Genomic DNA, 19,434 nt, shown 5'->3' with positions numbered 1-19,434 from the left:
TGCGCCCGCTCATCGCTGCCCGATCCTATCCATCGTGCGCACCAATTCGGCACTGATCCCCGGCTCCGACAGGGCATGGCCCGCATCCCGGATCATCCGCAGGTCGGCATTGGGCCAGCGTTCGGCCAGCGCATAGGCCCCCGCAGGCGGGCAGATCATGTCATAGCGCCCCTGCACGATGACCCCCGGGATATGCGCGATCCGCCCCATATGTTCGAGGATCTGACCGTCGAATTCCAAAAAGCCATTGTTGGTGAAATAATGGTTCTCCAACCGCGAAAAGGCCCGCGCATAGGCCAATGGCCCGCCATGCGAAACGCCATCGGAATGTACCGAGGCCAGCGCATTCTCCCAAGCGGCCCATGCGCGGCCATAGTCCTGCTCGACCCGCAAATCGCCCGAGAAGAGCCGCCGGTGATAGGCCGCAATCAGATCGTCCCGCTCATCTTCGGGGATCAGGTTCACGAAACGCGCCCACAGTTCGGGCCAGAACCGCCCGGCCCCGCCGCCGTAGAACCAATCAAGCTCGGCCTGCGTCATCAGAAAGACGCCGCGCAGGATCAGATGGCGCACCGCTTCGGGGTGCGCTTGGGCATAGATCAGCGAAAGCGTCGCGCCCCAAGAGCCGCCGAAGACCATCCATTTGTCGATGCCAAGCGTGGTGCGAATCAGCTCGATATCCGCGACCAGATGCCATGTCGTGTTGTCGGTAACCGAAGCATGCGGGGTGGAGCGGCCGCAGCCGCGCTGATCGAACAGCACCACGCGGTAAACCTTAGGGTCGAAATACCGCCGCATCGCCGGGCTGCAACCGCCGCCGGGGCCGCCATGCAGCACCACGACGGGGATGCCCTCGGGGTTGCCGCATTGCTCGACATAGACCTGATGCCCCTGCCCTACGGACAACATCCGCTGGTCGAAAGGCTCAACCGGCGGATAAAGATGCGGCGCGCCGCGTTTTTGGTCGGGATACTTGTCCATTGCCGCCCTATATAGTCATTGAACCCAAAAGAGCACAGGGAGATCAGAATGCAAGCGGATCAATCAACCATCGACCCCGCCGAGATCGCCAAATTCGAAGCCATGGCCGCCGAATGGTGGGATCTGAACGGCAAGTTCAAGCCGCTGCACATGCTGAACCCCTGCCGGTTGGACTATATCACCAGCCAGATCGCGGGGGAGTTCGACCGCGACCTGACGGGCTCTGCCCCTTTCGAGGGGTTGCGCATCCTAGACATCGGCTGCGGCGGCGGGTTGCTGTCCGAACCGATGGCGCGGCTTGGGGCCGAAGTGGTGGGCGCGGATGCCGCGGCAGGCAACATCCCCGTGGCGCAGATCCACGCGCAGCAATCGGGGCTGGAGATCGACTACCGCCACACCACCGCCGAAGATATGGCCGATGCTGGTGAGAAGTTCGACGTGGTGCTGAACATGGAGGTGGTCGAACATGTTGCCTCTCCCATCGACTATCTGATCGCATGTCGCCGCCTGCTGAAACCCGGCGGGCTGCACATCTGTTCGACCCTGAACCGCAATCCAAAGTCCTTTATGATGGCGATTGTCGGGGCCGAGCATGTGATGCGCTGGCTGCCCAAGGGCACCCATGATTGGAACAAGTTCATCACCCCAGATGAACTCTTTGAGCTGCTGAGCCGCGCCGGGCTGGAGCCGGTGGATCGCAAAGGTTTCGTCTTTAACCCCGTTGCATGGTCGTGGCGGCTTTCGGATCGGGATCTAAGCGTGAACTACGTCACCGCCAGCCTTAATCCGGGCCTCAACCCTGGCTCAACTGACGTCTGAGCGCGCGCAGGATCGGGAGCGTGGCGCGGACCTGTTCTTCGCCAAGCTCCCCCACCACGTTCGAGATCATCGGCGTGATCGCATTCACCGCCGCATCCCGCGCCTGCCGCCCGGCGGGGCTGATCGCGACCATCTTGCGCCGCGCGTCGTCCCAATCGGGACGGATATGAACGTAACCCGCCCATTCGAGCTTGCTCAGCGTGTTGGTCATCGCCCCGCGCGTAACGTTGAAGGTCTCGGCCAGTTGCGCGGGCGAGCGTTCGCCGCCGTGCCACGAAAGCGAGTTCAGCACCGAGAAATGCGAGATCTCCATCCCCCGCGGCAGCACCCGTGTCAGGCGACTGCGCACCGATTGGTCGGCGGCCAGCAATTCTCCGAACAACATGATCGCAAGGGTGTTTTTATCGTCGGTCATTTTCGGTCCGGTCAGGGCGCGGCAAAGGGGCGGCGGTTGGCAAGGCTGGGCACTTTGGCGCGGGCCTTGTCACATTCTTCCATGTCCATGTCACAAAAGTAAACGCCGGGGGCCGTCCCGGCATCCAACACAACCTCCCCCCAAGGGGCCACGACCAGAGAATGCCCATAGGTGTCGCGGGTCTTATGCGCGGCGCTGGCATGGGTGCCCGTCTGGGCCGGGGCCAGCACATAGCAGCCATTCTCGATCGCCCGCGCCCGCAGCAGACTGTGCCAATGCGCGGCCCCGGTGACCGGAGAGAAGGCCGCTGGCATGGTCAGGATACGCGCACCGGCCTCGGCCAACGCCTGATAAAGCGCCGGAAAACGCATGTCATAGCAGATCGACATGCCGATCTTGCCAAAAGGCGTCTCGGCCACCACGGCTTTGTCACCGGGGCGATAGCCCGCGGACTCGCGGTAGCTTTCGGTCTCGTTGATATCCACATCAAACATATGGATCTTGTCATAGCGCGCGACGATCTCCCCCTGCGGGGAAATCAGGAAAGACCGGTTGGCAAAGCGCCCGTCTCCCCCGCGCGTTTTCAGACCGAGCGAGCCGATCAGCAGCCAGATGCCCACCTTCGCCGCCTCTTCGCGCAGGGCCGCGAGGGTGGCGTCGTCTTCCTCATAGGCCAACACCGACTGTTGATGGGACCGGCTGGTGCTGACGCAATTCGTCACCTCGGGGGTCAGGACAAACTCGGCCCCGCCCGCCACCGCCTCGCCCAGCAGAGCGCGGGTCTCGACCAGATTGGCGGCGGGGTCATCCGAGACGTTGAGTTGCAGCAGCGCGATTTTCATCTGTCGCTCAGCAATGCGTCCAGCTTGCCGGCACGGTCCAGCGCATAAAGCTCATCGCATCCACCGACATGCACATCGCCGATGAAAATCTGTGGCACGGTGCGGGCACCGCCAGCGCGCTGGATCATCTCTTTTTTGCGCTCTGGCTCCGACAGCACATCGACTTCGTCAAAGGCTGCGCCCTTTTGGGTCAGCAGGCGTTTGGCGGAATGGCAAAAACCGCAGAGCGGCGACGTGTAGATTTCGACAGGTTGCATAGGATCACCCTTTGAACAGTTAACGTTGCACAGTGATCTAGGTCTCTTTGGCCACGCGCGCCAGTGCCAGCACGAAAACGGGGCCGGACCCGGCGGCCAGACAGGCCTGCGTGCAGGCGGTCAATGTGGCGCCGGAGGTAAAGACATCGTCCACCAAGATCACCGGTCGCCTCATGATACGGTGCCGCCGCCGAGGATGCACGCGGATCGCCTGTTCCAACACGCGATACCGGGCTGCACGGCCCAAACCCTCCAACGAGGGCGTATGCCGGACCCGCTGCAACAGATCGGGACACCAGCGGTGCCCGGTTTCCGCTGACAGCGCCTTGGCCAGCAGAGCCGATTGATTGTAACGCCGTTTCAGCAAACGCAGCCAATGCAGCGGCACCGGCGCGATCAGCGCCTCTTGCGGCAACATGCCTTGTGCCGCTTGCGCCATCCAGCGCGCGGCGGGGCGGGCGATCTCTTGCCGGTCGCCATGTTTCAGCGCCAGAACCAGCCTGCGCCCCATATCGCGGTAGATGAGCGCCGTGCGCCCCTGCGCCCAAGGCCGCGGCGTGGCAAGACAGGCATCACAATGGGGTGAACCCACATCCCCGCCGCCCGGCAGGGGCACGCCGCAGGCATCGCAGACCGTTCCCCCGATGAAGGCCGTGTCGCGCCAGCAGGTGCCGCAGAGGCCGAAATCCGCATCGACAAGCCCCCCGCAGCCCAGACAACGCGGCGGATAGATAAGCGACACTGCTGTTTGAAGTCCCCGTGGCGGCATTCTATGTGTTCCCCATGACAGCACAGCCCACCCTGACCGACCCCAAGGCCCTCGCCCAGCACCGCGCCCGCGCGACGGCGCGGGGCATGTTCCTGCAACAGGCAGCCGCCGATGAGGTTCAGGATCGGCTGAGTTTGGTTAAGAAAACGTTTACCGCACCGGCCATCGTGACCGCCTTCCCGCAGGTCTGGGCAGAGGCTTTTCCGAAGGCCGAGATCGTCCCTGAGGCCGAGGTGCTGGCGCTGGAACCGCAGGCGCATGATCTGGTGATCCACGCCATGGGGCTGCATTGGGCGAATGACCCCATCGGCCAGTTGATCCAATGCCGCCGCGCACTGCGCCCTGACGGGCTGTTACAGGCCGTGGCGCTTGGCGGGCAAACCCTGCATGAGCTGCGCGCCTGCCTTGGCCAGGCCGAAGCCGAAGTGACCGGTGGCCTGTCGCCCCGCATCGCCCCGATGGGGGAACTGCGCGATCTGGGCGCGCTGCTGCAACGCGCGGGGCTGGCCCTGCCCGTGGCCGATAGCCAACCGCTGACCGTGGAATATGATGACGCATGGGCCCTGATGCGTGATCTGCGCGAGATGGGAGAGACCAACGCCCTGCAAGCCCGCCTGCGCCGCCCCACGGGCCGCGCCGTGCTGACCCGCGCGGCTGAGCTTTACGCCACGCATTTCACCGCCGCCTCGGGCCGGATCACGGCGACTTTCGACATGATCTTTCTTGCCGGTTGGGCACCGGACGAAAGCCAGCAGAAACCACTGCGCCCCGGATCGGCGCAGCAACGGCTGGCAGATGCGCTGAATAGTCGCGAGGAACCCCTCCCCGATTGACCCAATCGGCAAAGCGGCTATCTCTGCGCGGATCACATGTGCGAGGAAACCCCCATGCAGGCAGCCCAGCCCCAATCCGCCCAAGCCGACGCCACCCGGCCCGAACACGGCCCCGGCGATCACCCGAAAGTCCCGCGTCCCAAGGTTGGTGTTCTGCTCGCCAACCTTGGCACGCCGGATGGCTATGACTATTGGTCAATGCGCCGTTACCTAAGTGAGTTCCTCTCAGACCGCCGTGTGATCGACTATAGCCCGTGGAAATGGCAACCGCTGTTGCAGACGGTGATCCTCACCAAACGCCCCTTTGCCAGCGGCGCGGCCTATAAATCCATCTGGAACGAGGCCGAGAACGAAAGCCCGCTGGCGACGATCACCAAATCGCAAACCGCCAAGATCAAAGCGGCGCTTGAGGCGCGCTACGGGGCCGATGTGATGGTCGACTACGCCATGCGCTATGGCAACCCATCGACCCGCTCCAAAGTCGAGGCAATGGTCGCCGCTGGATGCCAGAAGATCTTGTTTTTCCCGCTTTATCCGCAATATGCCGGGGCGACCACGGCAACGGCAAATGACGCTTTCTTTGCCGCTTTGGCGAAGGAAAAATGGCAACCCGCTTCGCGCACCGTGGCCCCCTATTTCGACCGGCCTGACTATATCGAAGCGCTGGCCCAATCGGTCGAGCGGGCCTATGCCGCGAAGGACAAGAAGCCCGATCTGCTGGTCTGCTCCTACCACGGCCTGCCGCAGCGCTATTTGATGGAGGGCGACCCCTACCACTGCCAATGTCAGAAAACGACGCGCCTGCTGAAAGAGCGTTTAGGCTGGCAGGACAGTGAGATCATCACGACCTTCCAGTCGCAGTTCGGCCCCGAGGAATGGCTGCAACCCTATACCGTCGAAGAGGTCGCGCGTCAGGCCAAGGCGGGCAAGAAAAGCATCGCTGTCTGCGCGCCTGCCTTCTCGGCCGATTGCATCGAAACGCTGGAAGAGATCAACGAAGAGATCAAGGAAAGCTTTGAAGAGGCAGGCGGCGAGGATTTCACCTATATTCCCTGCCTGAACGACGATGCGGCGCATATCGAAACGCTGACCACGATCATCACCGAGAACTTGGGCGGCTGGCTGGACTAAGCCCCGCCTTGGGGTCGCCGCGGCGGCCCCTTTTTCAAAGCCTTACGCAGAATACAAAAAAAGGCGGTGCATTGCACCGCCTTTTCCGTTTGATCGTCAGTTCCGATTAGTCGGAAGCAACAGCTGCGGCAACCAGAGCCAGCAGGATCAGGGGAACCAGGATGCCCGAGGACGAACCTGTTGTTTCTTCCACGATGACCGGTGCTTCGACGATCGGCTCGGCCAGCGAACCAGCAAAAGCAGTCGATGCAGCAGCGGACAGAGCAGCGGCGAGAACGAGTTTCTTCATAACATAACCTCCAGAATAGGCGTGCTGTATCATACACATACACGCACCCAAGACTTACCTCGTAATCCTGTTCTAAACAGTATCGGCAAAAGTTTGCAAACCCGGAATCAGCTATTGCATCAAGGAATCAGGGGGATGTCGTCAAATAAGCAACACCTGCGTGCCGACCTTCGTCAGGGCAAAAAGTTCGGCGATATGTTCGTTATAGAGCCCGATGCAACCATTGGAAGACTTACGTCCAATTTTTCTTGTGTCGTGGGTTCCGTGGATACGATAATAGGTCCAGCTGAGGTACAGCGCATGGGTGCCCAGAGGGTTGTCCGGGCCGGGGCCGACATAGGGCGGCCATTCGGGATTGCGCTTGAGCATCGACGGCGTCGGGCGCCAGCTTGGCCCCTCGACCTTTTTGATGACACGGGTCCGGCCACGGCGTGTGAGGTCTTCGGTCAGCGGCACCGAAGAGGGGTAGAGTTTGTAAACGCTCTGATCCTCAGACCAGTAGTGCACCGCCCGGCTGTCGATATCGACCAGCACCGCGCCATTGCGCGTGTTGCTGAAATAGGGGCGCCAATCCAGCATCCGGAAACTTGAGACATTGCGCTTGACCGCTTCGGTCAGGTCACGCTCCGTCTCGGTCGTGGCGGTGGAGTTGAAGGAAGAGGTGCTTTGCGCCAGCGCGGGTGTGGCGAGCATCGCGGCGCTGCCAGCAAGGAAGCCACGGCGGCTCTTGATCGAAAAACGGGGAGCGGACATGGAGCGTCTCCAAAACTGAAATTATGCTAATTAATGCCAGTTATATGGCTCGAAAGACGCAGTTTCAATTGAAACCGGGGCCGCACGGCAGAGTCATGCCTATGTGCGTTTGAACTGCAACGCGCCCCGATGTAAGGCAGAAAAAACTTCATTGCGTGGAGCGCTCATATGATCCGTATCCTGTCCATTCTACTGGCGCTGACGGTTGCGCTATCTGCCTGTACCCCGTCCAGCACGACCGGCGGCAAAGCTGGCGGCACCTACCGCATCAGCCGCTCCGACGCGGGTACGATCCAATTCCGCATGCTCGACTCCGTCAATGCGCTGCGCAGCTCTGCCGGGGTGACGCCGCTGGCGCTGGATGCCAAGCTGAACGCCGCTGCCGCCACCCATTCGCGCGATATGGCGGTGCAAAACCGCCCCTGGCATTTCGGCTCTGACGGGTCCTCGCCGATCGATCGCATCCAGCGCGTGGGCTATACCGGCGGTCTGGTCGGCGAGGTGATCTCGGAAACCTATGAGACCGAGCTTGAGACCCTCGCCGCATGGATGGAGCAACCCGACACGCGCCGCATCTTGATGGCCCCAAATGGCCGCCAGATGGGTTTCGCATGGCATCAGGAAAACGGTGGCAAGATCTGGTGGACGATGGTCGTCGGCAACTGATCTTTGTCTGATTAACCGACCGATCCGGCCCCTGCGGGGGCCGGTGTCGTATCAAGCGGCCCTTAGGGTGTGATCAGGATCGGCGTGCCGTCCCGCACCATCGCGTAAACATCCTCGATTTCCTTGTTGGTGACCGCGATACAGCCCCAAGTCCAATCGTGCTTTTCCTTCTTCCGCGGGTCTTTCTGCCCGTGGATAAAGATATCGCCGCCCGGGCTTTTGCCCATGGCGCGGGCGTTTTCGATATCGCGCGCGTTCGGGTAATCGATCCCGACGGAAAGGTGGAAACGGCTGTTCGGGTTGCGACGGTCGATTCGGTACAGCCCTTCGGGCGTTCGGCCATCCCCCTCAAAGGCTTTGTGACCCACCGGAGCGAAGCCCAGTTTAATCCGGTAATCTTCGAGCACGCGGTTATGGTGCAACAGCATCATGCGGCGTTGGCTTTTGTTCACAACCACATAGGTCACTTCAGGACCGTTGTAGCGCTTGAACTTACTGCTACTGCACGCGCCAAGCGCCACCATAGCGGTGCCGCCAAGTATCATCGTCCTGCGTTTCATCACTGTGCCCTCAACGCCCCGGCCATTCCGGCCATTTTTATCCGCGTTACCATAGAGAGGGATTAATTTCACTCAAAAAGCGGTGATCCGCGGCGTCATATGGGGCCGTGGATTAGCTTTCAGGCAGGGTCAGACAGGCGGCGAGTTCCACATGGGACGACCAGCGGAACTGGTCGACCACCTGTACCCAGTCCAGCCGATAGCCTGCCGCGACCATGTTCTGCACATCGCGGGCAAAGCTCACCGGATTGCAGGAGACATAGGCCACGCGCGGCACTTCGGCGCGGATGATCTCGGCCACCTGCGCTTCGGCCCCCGCGCGGGGCGGGTCGAGCACCACGGCGTCGATCTTGGCCAGTTCATCCGGAAGGAGCGGTCGGCGAAACAGATCGCGCGTCTCGGCGGTGAGCGGTTTTGCCCCCTTGGCCCGACGCCAGCCCCCTTCCAGCGCGGCGATCATCTCGGCATCGCCTTCCACCGCGTGCACCCGCGCCTGCTGCGCCAGGGGCAAGGCAAAGGTGCCGCAACCTGCGAAAAGATCGGCCACGACCTCGGCCTCGCCCACGGCGTCCCTGACCGCCTCTAGCAAAGCTGCTTCGCCATGGCGGGTGGCCTGCAAGAAGGCGCCCGGCGGCGGCGTGACCGGCGCATCGCCAAAGCGCTGTACGGGCGGCGCGCGCATCGCGATCACCTCGCCATCCCAAGTGAGCCGCGCCAGAGAGAGAGCCTCACAGGCCTGTGCCAATTGCTGGCGCAGCGGCCCGTCGAGCGGTTTGCCATTGGCGACAGAGACGTCCAGCCCCTCTTCCGACAGGGTGACCGTGACGGCCAATTCGGCCTTTCGGCTGGTGCCGATCAGCGCCAGTTCTTCGGCCACCTTCAGCCCCGGCAGCAAGGCGGGATCGACCAACTGACAGCCCGGCACCTCGATCAGCACGTCAGAAGCGCGGCCATGAAAGCCCGCCATAGCGCCCTTTTTGGTCCGCCGCGCGGCAAAGGTCGCCCGACGGCGCGATTGCGCGGGGGAGGTTTGGATGGGGCGAAATTCTGTCTCTAACCCATGAGCCGAAAGCGCGTTGCGCACCACATCGACCTTCCAAGCCGCCACGAAATCATCCGCGGCATGCTGCAACTGGCAGCCGCCGCAAGATTTGAAATGGCGACAGGGCGGTGCGACCCGCTGGTCGGAGGGGGTGACGATCCGCAGATCGCGAAGCTGCTGCCCATCGACAACGCCGGTGACGGTTTCCCCCGGCAGGGTCATCGGGGCAAAGATCGGACCTTGGGCGATGCCATCGCCGTGGTGGCCGAGACGCAAGATTTCATGTTCAGTCATAGCCTGCCCATAGCGCGGCAAAGGCGACTGGGAAAGCCTATTCCGCCGCCTTCACATCCAGAAACCCGCCCGACTGCCGGTGCCAATAGCGCGCATAAAGCCCGTCTTGGGCAAGCAAATCGGCATGGCTGCCAATCTCTGCAATGCGGCCCGCGTCCAGCACCATGATGCGGTCCATCTCGGTCAGGGTCGACAGACGGTGGGCAATGGCCAGCACGGTTTTGCCTTCCATCACACGGTCTAGGGTCTCCTGAATGGCGGCCTCCACCTCGCTATCAAGGGCGCTTGTCGCCTCGTCCAGCACCAGTATCGGCGCGTCTTTCAGGATGGCGCGGGCCAAGGCGATGCGCTGGCGCTGGCCACCCGAAAGCTTCACCCCACGCTCCCCCAAATGCGCGTCATAGCCGCAGCGACCTTTGTGATCTTCGAGTTGCTGAATGAACTCATGCGCCTCGGCGCGTTCGGCGGCGGCGATGACCTCGGCCTCGGTCGCATCGGGGCGGCCATACAGGATGTTGTCCCGCGCGGAGCGGTTGAACATCGCCGTCTCCTGCGTGACCATACCGATATTGCGGCGCAGGCTCTCTTGGGTCACCGTCGTGGTATCTACCCCGTCGATCAATATCTTGCCCTGCTCCGGTTCATAGAGCCGCAAGAGCAGCGCCACGAGGGTCGATTTCCCCGCCCCCGAAGCACCGACGATGCCCAGCTTCTCACCCGGTTGGATGGTCAGCGATATCCGGTCGATCCCCCCAGTTTGACGGCCATAGGCAAAGCCCAGATCGCGCAATTCGATCTCTCCGGCCTCGACGACCAGTTCCTGCGCATCAGGCTCATCATCCAGCCGCACGCGCGGCGTCAGGGTGCGCATGCCGTCTTCGACCTCCCCAATATTCGAATAGATCGCCATCAGCGTGAAAGAGACCCAGCCCGTCATCTGCGCGATACGGATCGCGATGGCGCCAGAGGCGACGATATCGCCCTCGCTCGCCAATCCGCGCTGCCACAGCAGGATCGTCCCGCCCAAAAGCAGAACCGGCAAAAGCCCCGCAAGGCTCATCAGCGCCAGACGGAACCCGGCGGCGAGATAGCCGAACTCCAAGGCCCGGGCGCGAAAGCTCTGCATCGCGGAAAGTGCCGCGCGGTCTTCGTGATCGGCATGGGCGAAAAGCTTCACCGTCTTGATGTTCGTGATCGTATCAACCACCTGCCCCGACACCATCGCCCGCGCCCCGGCCCGCCCCGCGGCCCGTTTGCGCACGCGCGGCAAGAACCAGTTGATCAGCGCCAGATACATCACCAGCCAGACGGAAAACCCAACCGCCACACGCCAGTCGATCGCCAAAAGCAAGGCGACCGACCCCACCAGAGAGGCAAGCGCAAAGGCCACCACGTTGATCACTTCGGCGGCCACATCCGTCACCGCCCGCGCGGCCTGCATCTGCTTTTGCGCAATGCGCCCGGCGAAGTCTTCATCAAAGAAATTAACGTTCTGCCCCAATGTCCAACGGTGCAGCCGCGACAGCACCAGCGGGTTCACATTAGGCTGCACCATGATCGCGTTGGAGGCCGAGGAGAGGCCAAACAGCACGGGACGCGCCACAAGGAAAAACGCAATCGCGCCCAAGACCAAAACCAGACTGCTGCCCTCAAAAAACCGCTCCGGCCCCGCACTGACCGTGGCATCGATCACCTTGCCCAAAATCCACGCCGTGCCCGCCTCCATCGCGCCCGCGGCGGCTGAGAGGAATGCCGCGAGCCAGAGCACCGGCCAAGCGCCTGCAAGGCACCAGCGGATGAAGGCCCAGAGGGTCTGCGGTGGCGGCCCTTCGGCGGGGCGAAACGGGTTGATCCAATTCGAAATGCTCACGTTTTTTCATCCAATGCGAGAAAACCACCCGACTGACGGTGCCAGAAAGCTGCATATAGGCCTGCTTTCTGCAAAAGCGCGTCATGGCTGCCCTCTTCGACGATACGACCCTGATCCAGAACCAGAATTCGGTCCATCTCGGCAATCGTCGACAGCCTGTGCGCGATGGCGATGACGGTCTTGCCCGCCATCATGCCATAGAGCGTTTCCTGAATGACCGCCTCCACCTCACTGTCGAGCGCGCTTGTCGCCTCGTCCAGCAACAAGATCGGCGCGTCCTTGAGGATCACCCGTGCCAGCGTGATCCGCTGCCGTTGCCCGCCGGACAGTTTCACGCCCCGCTCACCCACACGCGCGTCATAGCCCGAGCGCCCCTCAGGATCGGTCAGATCGAGGATGAACTCATGCGCCTGCGCCTGTTTCGCCGCGGCGATCATCTCGGCCTCGCTGGCGTCGGGACGGCCATAGAGAATATTCTCGCGCACCGAGCGATGCAGCAGCGCGGAATCCTGCTGCACCACACCGATATGCCGCCGCAGACTGTCTTGCCGGACCTGCGCGATGTCCTGCCCGTCGATCCGGATTTCACCGGTTTCGGCGTCGTAGAACCGCAGTATCAGCTTTACGAGGGTCGATTTCCCGGCACCTGAGCGGCCCACAAGGCCAATCCTCTCGCCCGGCTGCACGGTGATATTGATGTCCTGAACCCCGCCGCTGTCGCGCCCGTAGTGATGGCTCAGCCCCGCCATTTCGATCCGCCCTTCGGTGAGTTTCAGCGGCGGCGCATCGCGGCGGTCGGTGAGGGCGAGGGGCTGGGCAATGGTCTCCATCCCTTCGGCGACGACACCTAATTCGCGGAAAAAGCTCGACAGCGCCCACATGATCCAACCGGTCATGGAGTTAAGCCGCAGCGCCAGCGCGGCGGCAGCGGCGACAACACCGACGCTTGCCTCCGCGCCCATCCACAACACCAAGGCCCAGCCGACGACGCCCACGATCAACATGCCGTTGAGAAGGGTCAGGACCACATCCATGATGGTGAAAATACGCATCTCACCTTGAAACGTGCGCCGCGCCTCTTCGATGGCTTCACCCGCGAAATCGACCTCCAGATCATGATGCGCGAACATCTTGACCGAATGGATATTGGTATAGGCATCCACCACACGCCCCGTCACCTGCGACCGCGCGTCCGACGCCGCTTTGGACGCAGGGCCGACCCGTTTGATCGTCCAAGCCACCAAGCCGCCATAGAGGATGAACCACCCCAAAAGCGGCACTAATAAACGGATATCCGAGGTAGAGAGCAGGATCGCCGCGCCGATCATATAGGCCAACGAGTAAGAAATCGCATCGAAGACCTGAAAGACCACCTCCCCCGCTGCCGGTGGCGTTTGCATGATCCGGTTGGCAATACGCCCGGCGAAGTCATTCTCGAACCAGCCCACGGATTGCCGCAAGACATGACGATGCGCCCGCCAACGGATCAACGTCCCGAAGTTCGGCAAGATGGCATTGTTCAGAAGCATCACATCGACCGCCTGCACCATGGGCCGCAGCAACAACACAGCCAGCGCTACGAGGATCAACTCGGTCCCATGGTCCGCCCACATCCGCGCGGGATCGCTGCCCAGCAGATCGACGATGCGGCCCATGTAGTAGATCAGGCCAACCTCAATCGCGGCGACGAGGATCGCCATCAGCCCGGCGAGGGCGAATACCTTTTTGAACGGCTGCGCATAGTCCCGCAGGAAGGGCCAGAGCCCTTGGGGCGGCACGTCCTTCTCGCGATAGGAGACATAGGGATCGACGAGGTTTTCAAAAAAGCGGAACATGGGGAGACCTTGAAAAATAGACGTGCAAAATCTTCGGCGCTGCCCAAGAGCAGAGCCGCAAAGGGGCAATGGTTATGCCAGCTTAGCTGAACCAGATCCCGCGGTACATTTCGCCCATCTCCCTTGTAATGCGCTTCGGATAGACGAATTTCACCGCGATGTCGACCTAGCTGCGCCGGGCCAATAGGTCCGCCCGGGTCAAGGTGAAGCCGGAGTTGATCCAAAGCTGTTCAAGCCGGGCAAGCTCTTGGCCCAAGGCCGGGCCTTTGAATGCGGGCATCAGGTCTTTGGCCGTTACCGGGAAACGGGCCGCCGCGGCGGCTTTTATCGTCTCTAACATGCCGGTTTCGGGCATCTGTTCCGCCATACAGCCCCGCAGCAAAGCCACCCCAATGGCCACCCCTGCCCCATGACGATAGGCAAGCTCAGGCAATGGCGGCCCTGCGAAGCCCTGCTCTTGCAGCAGGGTGAGATGTTTGACCTCTGCTTTGCTCAGCCGCAGACGGTCGGTCAAACCCTCCCCGCCCAGCGCGGCCAGACGCACCAGCCAATCGGGATCAAGGCCAAGCCCCTGTTCGAAATGGACCAGCATGGAGATCCAACGGTCATTACTCCCCGGCAAAAGCACGGGCAAAGCACCGGTTTGCCGCATCAGAGCCAGTGCGGGGGCAGGATCAGGCGCGCGGAGGAGTTTTTTGAACTCCTGCCCCACACGTTCCGCCGAGAGCGTCTCGAGCCCATCCAAATTCGACGCGATGGCATCGAGCGCATCCGGCTCTGGCCCCACTTCAGGGTCACCATACCACGCCATGAAGCGGAAATAGCGCAGGGTGCGCAGGTAATCTTCGCGGATACGCTGACCTGCATCCTCGATGAAACGCAACCGGCGCGCGCGCAGGTCGGGAAGCCCGCCCAAGGGGTCGACCACACGGCCCTCGGGCGTGGCATAGAGCGCGTTCATCGTGAAATCCCGGCGGCGGGCGTCATCAGCGATATCGGTGGAAAAGGCGACGACAGCCCGGCGGCCATCAGTCTCTACATCGCGGCGAAAGGTGGTGATCTCAAAGGGTTTGCCGCCCGAGACCAACGTCACCGTGCCATGGTCGATCCCAGTCGGCACGGCCTTGACCCCGGCGGCCTTGGCCAGCGCCATCACCGTTTCAGGCATCGCCTCGGTGGAGAGATCGACGTCGCTATCCGGCAAGCCAAGCAGCGCATCGCGCACGCAGCCGCCGACGAAATAGATAGGATGCCCGCCCTCCTGCACCACGCGGCAAACCCGCTGTGCGTCTTCGTCATGTAGCCAGCGCGTGCCGGTCGGAATCATTGGTTCATTCGTGTCGCCCATGCCCGTAACATACGCGCGGTCGCGCCCCAGATGTAATAGGGGCCGTAGGGAACGGCGTAATAATACCGCCGCTGGCCGCGCCAACGCCGGGAATGCACAAGGTAGTTGCTGGGGTCGAGCACATGGTCAAGCGGCACGCGAAACACCTCTTCGACCTCACCGGGCTCAGGCACCACGGTGAAATCCCGCGTCACATAGCCGATCACGGGGGTCACGCTAAAGCCGGTGACCGTCTCATGAGCCGGAAGCACGCCCAAGACATCCACGATATCGCTCGGCAGGCCGATCTCTTCGCGGGCTTCGCGCAGGGCGGCGGCGATGACATCCGCATCGCCGCCGTCTTGTTTGCCCCCCGGAAAGGCGATCTGCCCGGGGTGATGTTTCAGCGCCGAAGACCGTTTGGTCAGGATCAGCTCCAGCCGCGCACCGGTATCCACCACCGGGGCCAGCACCCCCGCAGGGCGCAGGGCACGCCCCTCGGGGAGGGTAACCTCTGGGTTCAGATCGAAATCAGAGGATTCCACCCCGGTCTGGGCAAGCGCCTCGCGAAAGGACTGGAACCGGTCGCTCACCTTAGGCCTTGGCGTCGAAACCGACCGTGGCCGGATCAAGGTCGTAATGTGCGCCGCAGAATTGGCAATCGGCGGTGACCCGACCTTCGTCCGTGGTCATCTTTTCGATATCGCGGGCCGAGTAGATCGACAGGCTTTGCCGCACGCGGTCTTCGGAACAGGTGCATCCGAAACGCACAGGTTGGGGGTCATAGACTCGCGGTTGTTCCTCGTGAAACAATCGCAGCAGCAGATCGGTCGGCGGGACGCTGGGGCCGATCAGCTCCAAATCCTCAACGGTGCCGAGCAGGATGTTCACGCGGTTCCAATCCTCGGCCTCATCGCCCTCGACCAAGTCATCGGCCTTGAGAATGTCACCGCTCCCCTCGCCCGACGCCGCCAACGGCGAGGCTTTGGGCATATGCTGCAACATGATGCCACCCGCGCGCCAATGCTCCGGCTCATCCGGGCCGGACGATTTGCCAAAGCTCAGGGAAAAGCGGGTCGGCAACTGTTCGGATTGGGCGAAATAGGCTTCGGCACAGGCGGCCAGAGACCCACCGGCCAGCGGCGTGATGCCCTGATAGGGGGTCATGCCTTGACCTTGGTCGATCATGATTGCGAAATAGCCTTCGCCGACCTGCTCGAACGGGGCGTCATCGGTCAGCCGGTCCGCATCATAGCTGGCATAGGCGCGGATGCGCGCAGGCTCGCCTTCTTTCTCGGGGCCGTAGTAATCGGTCGCGATCATCCGAACGGCACCTTTGGACTGCACCTGCAGCGACAGCTTCCAACGCAGTTTGATCGTCTGGCCGATCAATGCGGTCAGCAACGCCATCTCGGCCACCAGCGCTTCGACCTGCGGCGGATAGTCGTGCTGTTTCAGGATGCCTTCCAACACGCCATCAAGCCGCGCCACGCGGCCGCGCATGTCGACATCATCAAGCTGAAAGGGCAGAACGGTATCGTCCCACGCGATTTTAGTTCCTTGGGTCATCGGGTTTCCTTATCGGGGGCCGCTTGGCATACCGCGTCTATATAGGCGCAGCAACCCATGGAAAAAGGGGCAGCATATGATCCGACGTACAGGTGAGACACCGCAACCCGGCCAACGCTACACGCCACGCCCCGGCGTCTATGCCATTCTGCCGCTGCAACGACGTTTTCTAATGACGCTGGAAATGGCGGAGGAGACCGAGGTGCAATTGCCCGGCGGCGGTATCGAGGCGGGGGAATCCCCGCTTCAAGCGCTGCACCGCGAGGTGCTGGAAGAAACCGGCTGGCGCATCGCCCGCCCGCGCCGATTGGGAGCCTTCCGCCGCTTTACCTATATGAAGGACTACGACCTCTGGGCGCAGAAGATCTGCCACGTCTATGTCGCCCATCCCGTGCGCCAGATCGCCGCCCCGACAGAGCCGCATCACGCCACGCTGGTGCTATCGGCCAGCGAAGCGCTGGCAACCCTCACCAATGAAGGTGACCGTTTGTTTCTGCAACGCCACCTAGGCTAGGCGTTGCCGTGATACTCAAGCAATATCCCCGAGACATCATCGGGGAAATCGCGGCTATCAGCGAATTCCGACAACTTCCAAACCAGCGCACTCAGCAGCGCCGGGCCGCTGAACCGGCGCAATTCGCCCAACATGCGGGCCAAACCCTCTTCGCCCAACATCTCCCCCTCCGGATCGGGGCATTCCGTCACCCCATCAGATAGGATCAACAAACGATCCCCCGGCGCCATCTGAAGTTTATAGTCCTCGAACCCCACCCCAGAAAGCAGCCCGACAGGAAACCCCCCGGTGCCCGATTGTTCGACCCGCCCATCCGAGCGCAGCAAGGCCGGATGCGGATGCCCCGCCTGCGCGACAGTGACCTCCCCAGTCGTGAGATCCGCAATGGCCAGCATCAGGGTGAAATAATGCTCCGTCTCCATCTCATGAAGAACAAGATCGTTCAGTTCCGCAACCACTTCACCCGGTGGACGCGCCGCGTAGGTCCCCCCGGGCGAAAGCGTGAGGGCAAGGTTCTGATCCGGCGTGGCCGCCGACAGATACCCCGCCAGCCGCGCCGTCATCAGGGCCGAACTGATCCCATGCCCAGACACATCCAAGCCAAACAGCCCAACGACCCCCGGCCGCACCGGGAAATACCCGACCAAATCCCCGCCAACATGCCCGGCAGAGCGCAGCATCATCGACAGATTGCCCCCCTCCATGGCACGATAACGCTCGCGAAGCAGCGATTGCTGAAATTTCTTCGCCTCGACCAAATCCTTGTCGATCCGCGCATGCACCTGCCGCAGAATATCCAAAGTCTCGGTGATCAGCTGGTTTTTCTGCGTCAACTCCCGCTGCATGGCCAGAAAACGCGCCCCCGCCATAAGACGCGCGCGTAGCTCCGGCAGACCGGCGGGCCGTATCAAAACATCATCAGCCCCCGCATCAAGAGCGCAGTCCACCACCCCCTCCTGACTATCGACCAACAGAATGAGATAACTGCGCGCTTCCGAGAGCTCCCGGAAAGCCCGACAAAAATCGAGCCCCGATATCGCCCCACTGCAAAGCACGATATCAGGCCCCCGCTGCGTGCAAAGGGCCGGCGCCTCGGCTTCCGAGGCGGCAGAAACCACCTCATATCCCCATCCCTTCAACGCCGTCGAAAGACAGGCCCGCCGGGTCTCATCCCCCTCGACCACCAAAACCAAAGGCGCCACAGCAGGCGTCGCCACTGCTTCGGAAAGGCTGGGGATATCCAATTTCATGCGACACGATCCTGACAGACCCTGTCGAGTTAACCCGCCAATCCTTACCAGAAGGTGAATCCCTCCGGCCTTCCGCTGCTACAGAACGAACTGCGCCAAGGTTTCGTCGTTGGTGATATCCGTATAGGTAAAGCCGGATTGCCCCAATTGCTCAAGAAACGGTTTGAAATTCTCCGGCCGCCGCGTCTCGATCCCGATCAGGACCGAACCAAAGTTCCGCGCCGATTTTTTCAAATACTCGAAACGGCAGATGTCATCCTCCGGCCCCAGCAGCATCAGGAATTCCTTCAACGCCCCGGGCCGCTGCGGCATGCGCAGGATGAAATATTTCTTCACACCCGAATAGCGCTGCGCCCGCTCTTTGACCTCCGGCAAACGCTCGAAATCGAAATTACCCCCCGAGGCCACGCAAACCACCGTCTTGCCCGCGATCTGATCGGCCACCTCGCCCAGCGCATCGATCGATAGCGCGCCTGCCGGTTCCAACACGATGCCTTCGACATTCAACATCTCATTGATCGTCACGCAGATCCGGTCCTCAGGCAGATGCACCACATCCGCCGGGTTCACCCCGCGCAAACGCTCGAAAGTCCGCGCACCGATCTTGGCCACCGCAGCACCATCGACAAAGTTATCGATCGGAGAGACATCAACCGGCGCCCCGGCTTCCAACGCCCGCGCAAGGCTCGGCGCACCGGCGGGTTCGACGAATGTATAATCGCAAGCCTCACCAAAATAACTTACTACCCCCGAAGACAGCCCGCCGCCGCCCACCGGCAAGATCACCCGGTCCGGCACCCGGCCCAACTGCGCGGCAATCTCCACCGCGACCGACGCCTGCCCCTCGATCACATCGTCATCATCGAAAGGCGACAGAAAATGCGCCCCCTCCTCCCGACAGAAATCCTGCGCTGCGGCCAGCGTGGCGTCAAAATAATCCCCCACCAACCGGATCTCGACATTCTCACCGCCGAACATGCGGGTCTTCTGCACCTTCTGCTGCGGCGTCGTCACCGGCATGAAGATCACGCCGCGCACCCCGAAATGACTACAGGCAAAAGCCACCCCCTGCGCATGGTTCCCGGCAGAGGCACAGACGAAAACCCCCTGCCCCGGGATCACCTTACGCATCGCATTGAAGGCCCCGCGCAGCTTGTAGGAGCGCACCGGGCTCAGATCCTCGCGCTTCAACCAGATATCCGCGCCAAACCGCTCCGACAGATGCTCATTGCGCAAAAGCGGTGTCGCCGGGAACAATGCCCGCAGCGCTTCTGCCGCCGCCTGTGCTTTTCGTGCAAATTCATCCGCCATCTGTGCTCTCCTTGCTGCCATTCGTCGATAGGCGCGCAGCCAGCATAGGTCAACGCGGGCTTCAATCTTGCCCGCGCCCGCGAAAACCGCTACCTCGCAGGGCGAAC

At 62.1% G+C, this 19,434-nt stretch carries 21 protein-coding genes; 5 read left to right on the top strand and 16 right to left on the bottom strand.

Annotation, left to right across the window (positions count from 1 at the left end):
* Positions 1-9 precede the first annotated feature (9 nt).
* Positions 10-981: a prolyl aminopeptidase gene (gene pip / locus FCK22_RS06235; protein ID WP_067265361.1), complete on the bottom strand. Its 972-nt coding sequence runs from the start codon at positions 979-981 to the stop codon at positions 10-12.
* A 48-nt stretch (positions 982-1,029) separates the two neighbouring features.
* Between pip and ubiG the strand changes: the two genes are divergently transcribed.
* The gene (gene ubiG / locus FCK22_RS06230; protein ID WP_067265363.1) at positions 1,030-1,800 is read left to right on the top strand and encodes a bifunctional 2-polyprenyl-6-hydroxyphenol methylase/3-demethylubiquinol 3-O-methyltransferase UbiG; all 771 of its coding nucleotides are present in this window, start codon (positions 1,030-1,032) and stop codon (positions 1,798-1,800) included.
* Here the strand turns inward: ubiG and FCK22_RS06225 are convergent.
* From FCK22_RS06225 to FCK22_RS06210, 4 genes are read right to left on the bottom strand one after another with little or no spacing between them, the layout of a single operon-like run.
* Positions 1,775-2,215: a MarR family winged helix-turn-helix transcriptional regulator gene (locus FCK22_RS06225; protein WP_067265366.1), complete on the bottom strand. Its 441-nt coding sequence runs from the start codon at positions 2,213-2,215 to the stop codon at positions 1,775-1,777. The genes ubiG and FCK22_RS06225 overlap by 26 nt on opposite strands.
* An 11-nt stretch (positions 2,216-2,226) precedes the next feature.
* The gene (locus FCK22_RS06220; protein WP_067265369.1) at positions 2,227-3,057 is read right to left on the bottom strand and encodes a carbon-nitrogen hydrolase family protein; all 831 of its coding nucleotides are present in this window, start codon (positions 3,055-3,057) and stop codon (positions 2,227-2,229) included.
* The gene (gene grxC / locus FCK22_RS06215; protein ID WP_067265371.1) at positions 3,054-3,314 is read right to left on the bottom strand and encodes a glutaredoxin 3; all 261 of its coding nucleotides are present in this window, start codon (positions 3,312-3,314) and stop codon (positions 3,054-3,056) included. Before grxC ends, FCK22_RS06220 begins: the two co-directional genes overlap by 4 nt.
* A 37-nt stretch (positions 3,315-3,351) precedes the next feature.
* A complete protein-coding gene (locus FCK22_RS06210) occupies positions 3,352-4,083 on the bottom strand; it encodes a ComF family protein (RefSeq protein ID WP_136720282.1) in 732 nt (243 codons plus the stop codon).
* Between the two features lie 14 nt (positions 4,084-4,097).
* Here FCK22_RS06210 and FCK22_RS06205 point away from each other — a divergent pair, with 14 nt between their 5' ends.
* Both FCK22_RS06205 and hemH read left to right on the top strand, forming a co-directional pair.
* Positions 4,098-4,916, top strand: a complete 819-nt coding sequence (locus FCK22_RS06205) for an SAM-dependent methyltransferase (RefSeq protein WP_067261134.1) — start codon at positions 4,098-4,100, stop codon at positions 4,914-4,916.
* Positions 4,917-4,970: 54 nt separating this feature from the next.
* On the top strand, positions 4,971-6,047 hold the full coding sequence (hemH, locus tag FCK22_RS06200; protein ID WP_067261125.1) for a ferrochelatase: 1,077 nt from the start codon (positions 4,971-4,973) through the stop codon (positions 6,045-6,047).
* A gap of 106 nt (positions 6,048-6,153) precedes the next feature.
* Here hemH and FCK22_RS06195 read toward each other — a convergent pair whose 3' ends face one another.
* Positions 6,154-6,336 carry a hypothetical protein gene (locus FCK22_RS06195; protein WP_067261136.1) on the bottom strand — a complete coding sequence of 61 codons (183 nt, stop codon included), beginning with the start codon at positions 6,334-6,336 and terminating at the stop codon, positions 6,154-6,156.
* Positions 6,337-6,477: 141 nt separating this feature from the next.
* Positions 6,478-7,089 (bottom strand): L,D-transpeptidase, encoded by a 612-nt coding sequence (locus tag FCK22_RS06190; RefSeq protein WP_067261126.1) that lies wholly within the window; start codon positions 7,087-7,089, stop codon positions 6,478-6,480.
* A 168-nt stretch (positions 7,090-7,257) separates the two neighbouring features.
* Between FCK22_RS06190 and FCK22_RS06185 the strand changes: the two genes are divergently transcribed.
* Positions 7,258-7,755 (top strand): CAP domain-containing protein, encoded by a 498-nt coding sequence (locus FCK22_RS06185; protein WP_067261128.1) that lies wholly within the window; start codon positions 7,258-7,260, stop codon positions 7,753-7,755.
* Positions 7,756-7,817: 62 nt separating this feature from the next.
* Here FCK22_RS06185 and FCK22_RS06180 read toward each other — a convergent pair whose 3' ends face one another.
* From FCK22_RS06180 to FCK22_RS06150, 7 genes are all read right to left on the bottom strand, one after another.
* The gene (locus FCK22_RS06180; protein ID WP_067261130.1) at positions 7,818-8,315 is read right to left on the bottom strand and encodes a L,D-transpeptidase family protein; all 498 of its coding nucleotides are present in this window, start codon (positions 8,313-8,315) and stop codon (positions 7,818-7,820) included.
* Between the two features lie 112 nt (positions 8,316-8,427).
* Entirely contained in the window at positions 8,428-9,651 is a 1,224-nt protein-coding gene (locus tag FCK22_RS06175) for a class I SAM-dependent RNA methyltransferase (protein WP_067261132.1), read from the bottom strand.
* A 37-nt stretch (positions 9,652-9,688) separates the two neighbouring features.
* Positions 9,689-11,521, bottom strand: a complete 1,833-nt coding sequence (locus FCK22_RS06170) for an ABC transporter ATP-binding protein (RefSeq protein ID WP_136720281.1) — start codon at positions 11,519-11,521, stop codon at positions 9,689-9,691.
* The gene (locus FCK22_RS06165; protein WP_067267896.1) at positions 11,518-13,356 is read right to left on the bottom strand and encodes an ABC transporter ATP-binding protein; all 1,839 of its coding nucleotides are present in this window, start codon (positions 13,354-13,356) and stop codon (positions 11,518-11,520) included. Before FCK22_RS06165 ends, FCK22_RS06170 begins: the two co-directional genes overlap by 4 nt.
* Before the next feature lie 166 nt (positions 13,357-13,522).
* Positions 13,523-14,704 (bottom strand): CCA tRNA nucleotidyltransferase, encoded by a 1,182-nt coding sequence (locus FCK22_RS06160; RefSeq protein WP_231886443.1) that lies wholly within the window; start codon positions 14,702-14,704, stop codon positions 13,523-13,525.
* Positions 14,680-15,276, bottom strand: coding sequence for a CoA pyrophosphatase (locus tag FCK22_RS06155; RefSeq protein WP_067267892.1), 597 nt, complete (start codon positions 15,274-15,276; stop codon positions 14,680-14,682). Before FCK22_RS06155 ends, FCK22_RS06160 begins: the two co-directional genes overlap by 25 nt.
* A gap of 1 nt (position 15,277) precedes the next feature.
* Positions 15,278-16,252 carry an Hsp33 family molecular chaperone HslO gene (locus FCK22_RS06150; RefSeq protein ID WP_067267891.1) on the bottom strand — a complete coding sequence of 325 codons (975 nt, stop codon included), beginning with the start codon at positions 16,250-16,252 and terminating at the stop codon, positions 15,278-15,280.
* A 76-nt stretch (positions 16,253-16,328) separates the two neighbouring features.
* On the opposite strand from FCK22_RS06150, the gene FCK22_RS06145 reads away from it, so the two are divergent.
* Positions 16,329-16,766, top strand: a complete 438-nt coding sequence (locus tag FCK22_RS06145; protein ID WP_067267889.1) for an NUDIX hydrolase — start codon at positions 16,329-16,331, stop codon at positions 16,764-16,766.
* Here FCK22_RS06145 and FCK22_RS06140 read toward each other — a convergent pair.
* Both FCK22_RS06140 and ilvA read right to left on the bottom strand, forming a co-directional pair.
* The gene (locus FCK22_RS06140) at positions 16,763-18,016 is read right to left on the bottom strand and encodes a SpoIIE family protein phosphatase (protein WP_067267887.1); all 1,254 of its coding nucleotides are present in this window, start codon (positions 18,014-18,016) and stop codon (positions 16,763-16,765) included. The two genes, FCK22_RS06145 and FCK22_RS06140, sit on opposite strands and share 4 nt — an antisense overlap.
* A 78-nt stretch (positions 18,017-18,094) precedes the next feature.
* Entirely contained in the window at positions 18,095-19,327 is a 1,233-nt protein-coding gene (gene ilvA, locus FCK22_RS06135; RefSeq protein ID WP_197471019.1) for a threonine ammonia-lyase IlvA, read from the bottom strand.
* Positions 19,328-19,434: the final 107 nt, after the last annotated feature.

It is taken from the genome of Sulfitobacter sp. 15WGC, from assembly GCF_005068605.1.
Taxonomy (GTDB): domain Bacteria; phylum Pseudomonadota; class Alphaproteobacteria; order Rhodobacterales; family Rhodobacteraceae; genus Sulfitobacter; species Sulfitobacter faviae.
The sequence above is the reverse complement of the archived record's forward strand: the minus strand, read 5'-3'. Positions and strand labels throughout refer to the sequence as shown.

Bases quoted from the DNA above. Each gene is read 5' to 3' on its own strand.
- FCK22_RS06220 (WP_067265369.1), bottom strand. From the start codon at position 3,057: ATGAAAATCGCGCTGCTGCAACTCAACGTCTCGGATGACCCCGCCGCC.
- FCK22_RS06150 (WP_067267891.1), bottom strand. From the start codon at position 16,252: ATGACCCAAGGAACTAAAATCGCGTGGGACGATACCGTTCTGCCCTTT.
- pip (WP_067265361.1), bottom strand. From the start codon at position 981: ATGGACAAGTATCCCGACCAAAAACGCGGCGCGCCGCATCTTTATCCG.
- FCK22_RS06195 (WP_067261136.1), bottom strand. From the start codon at position 6,336: ATGAAGAAACTCGTTCTCGCCGCTGCTCTGTCCGCTGCTGCATCGACT.
- ubiG (WP_067265363.1), top strand. From the start codon at position 1,030: ATGCAAGCGGATCAATCAACCATCGACCCCGCCGAGATCGCCAAATTC.
- FCK22_RS06190 (WP_067261126.1), bottom strand. From the start codon at position 7,089: ATGTCCGCTCCCCGTTTTTCGATCAAGAGCCGCCGTGGCTTCCTTGCT.
- FCK22_RS06185 (WP_067261128.1), top strand. From the start codon at position 7,258: ATGATCCGTATCCTGTCCATTCTACTGGCGCTGACGGTTGCGCTATCT.
- FCK22_RS06225 (WP_067265366.1), bottom strand. From the start codon at position 2,215: ATGACCGACGATAAAAACACCCTTGCGATCATGTTGTTCGGAGAATTG.
- FCK22_RS06180 (WP_067261130.1), bottom strand. From the start codon at position 8,315: ATGAAACGCAGGACGATGATACTTGGCGGCACCGCTATGGTGGCGCTT.
- hemH (WP_067261125.1), top strand. From the start codon at position 4,971: ATGCAGGCAGCCCAGCCCCAATCCGCCCAAGCCGACGCCACCCGGCCC.
- FCK22_RS06175 (WP_067261132.1), bottom strand. From the start codon at position 9,651: ATGACTGAACATGAAATCTTGCGTCTCGGCCACCACGGCGATGGCATC.
- ilvA (WP_197471019.1), bottom strand. From the start codon at position 19,327: ATGGCGGATGAATTTGCACGAAAAGCACAGGCGGCGGCAGAAGCGCTG.
- grxC (WP_067265371.1), bottom strand. From the start codon at position 3,314: ATGCAACCTGTCGAAATCTACACGTCGCCGCTCTGCGGTTTTTGCCAT.
- FCK22_RS06205 (WP_067261134.1), top strand. From the start codon at position 4,098: ATGACAGCACAGCCCACCCTGACCGACCCCAAGGCCCTCGCCCAGCAC.
- FCK22_RS06210 (WP_136720282.1), bottom strand. From the start codon at position 4,083: ATGCCGCCACGGGGACTTCAAACAGCAGTGTCGCTTATCTATCCGCCG.
- FCK22_RS06140 (WP_067267887.1), bottom strand. From the start codon at position 18,016: ATGAAATTGGATATCCCCAGCCTTTCCGAAGCAGTGGCGACGCCTGCT.
- FCK22_RS06145 (WP_067267889.1), top strand. From the start codon at position 16,329: ATGATCCGACGTACAGGTGAGACACCGCAACCCGGCCAACGCTACACG.
- FCK22_RS06165 (WP_067267896.1), bottom strand. From the start codon at position 13,356: ATGTTCCGCTTTTTTGAAAACCTCGTCGATCCCTATGTCTCCTATCGC.
- FCK22_RS06160 (WP_231886443.1), bottom strand. From the start codon at position 14,704: ATGGGCGACACGAATGAACCAATGATTCCGACCGGCACGCGCTGGCTA.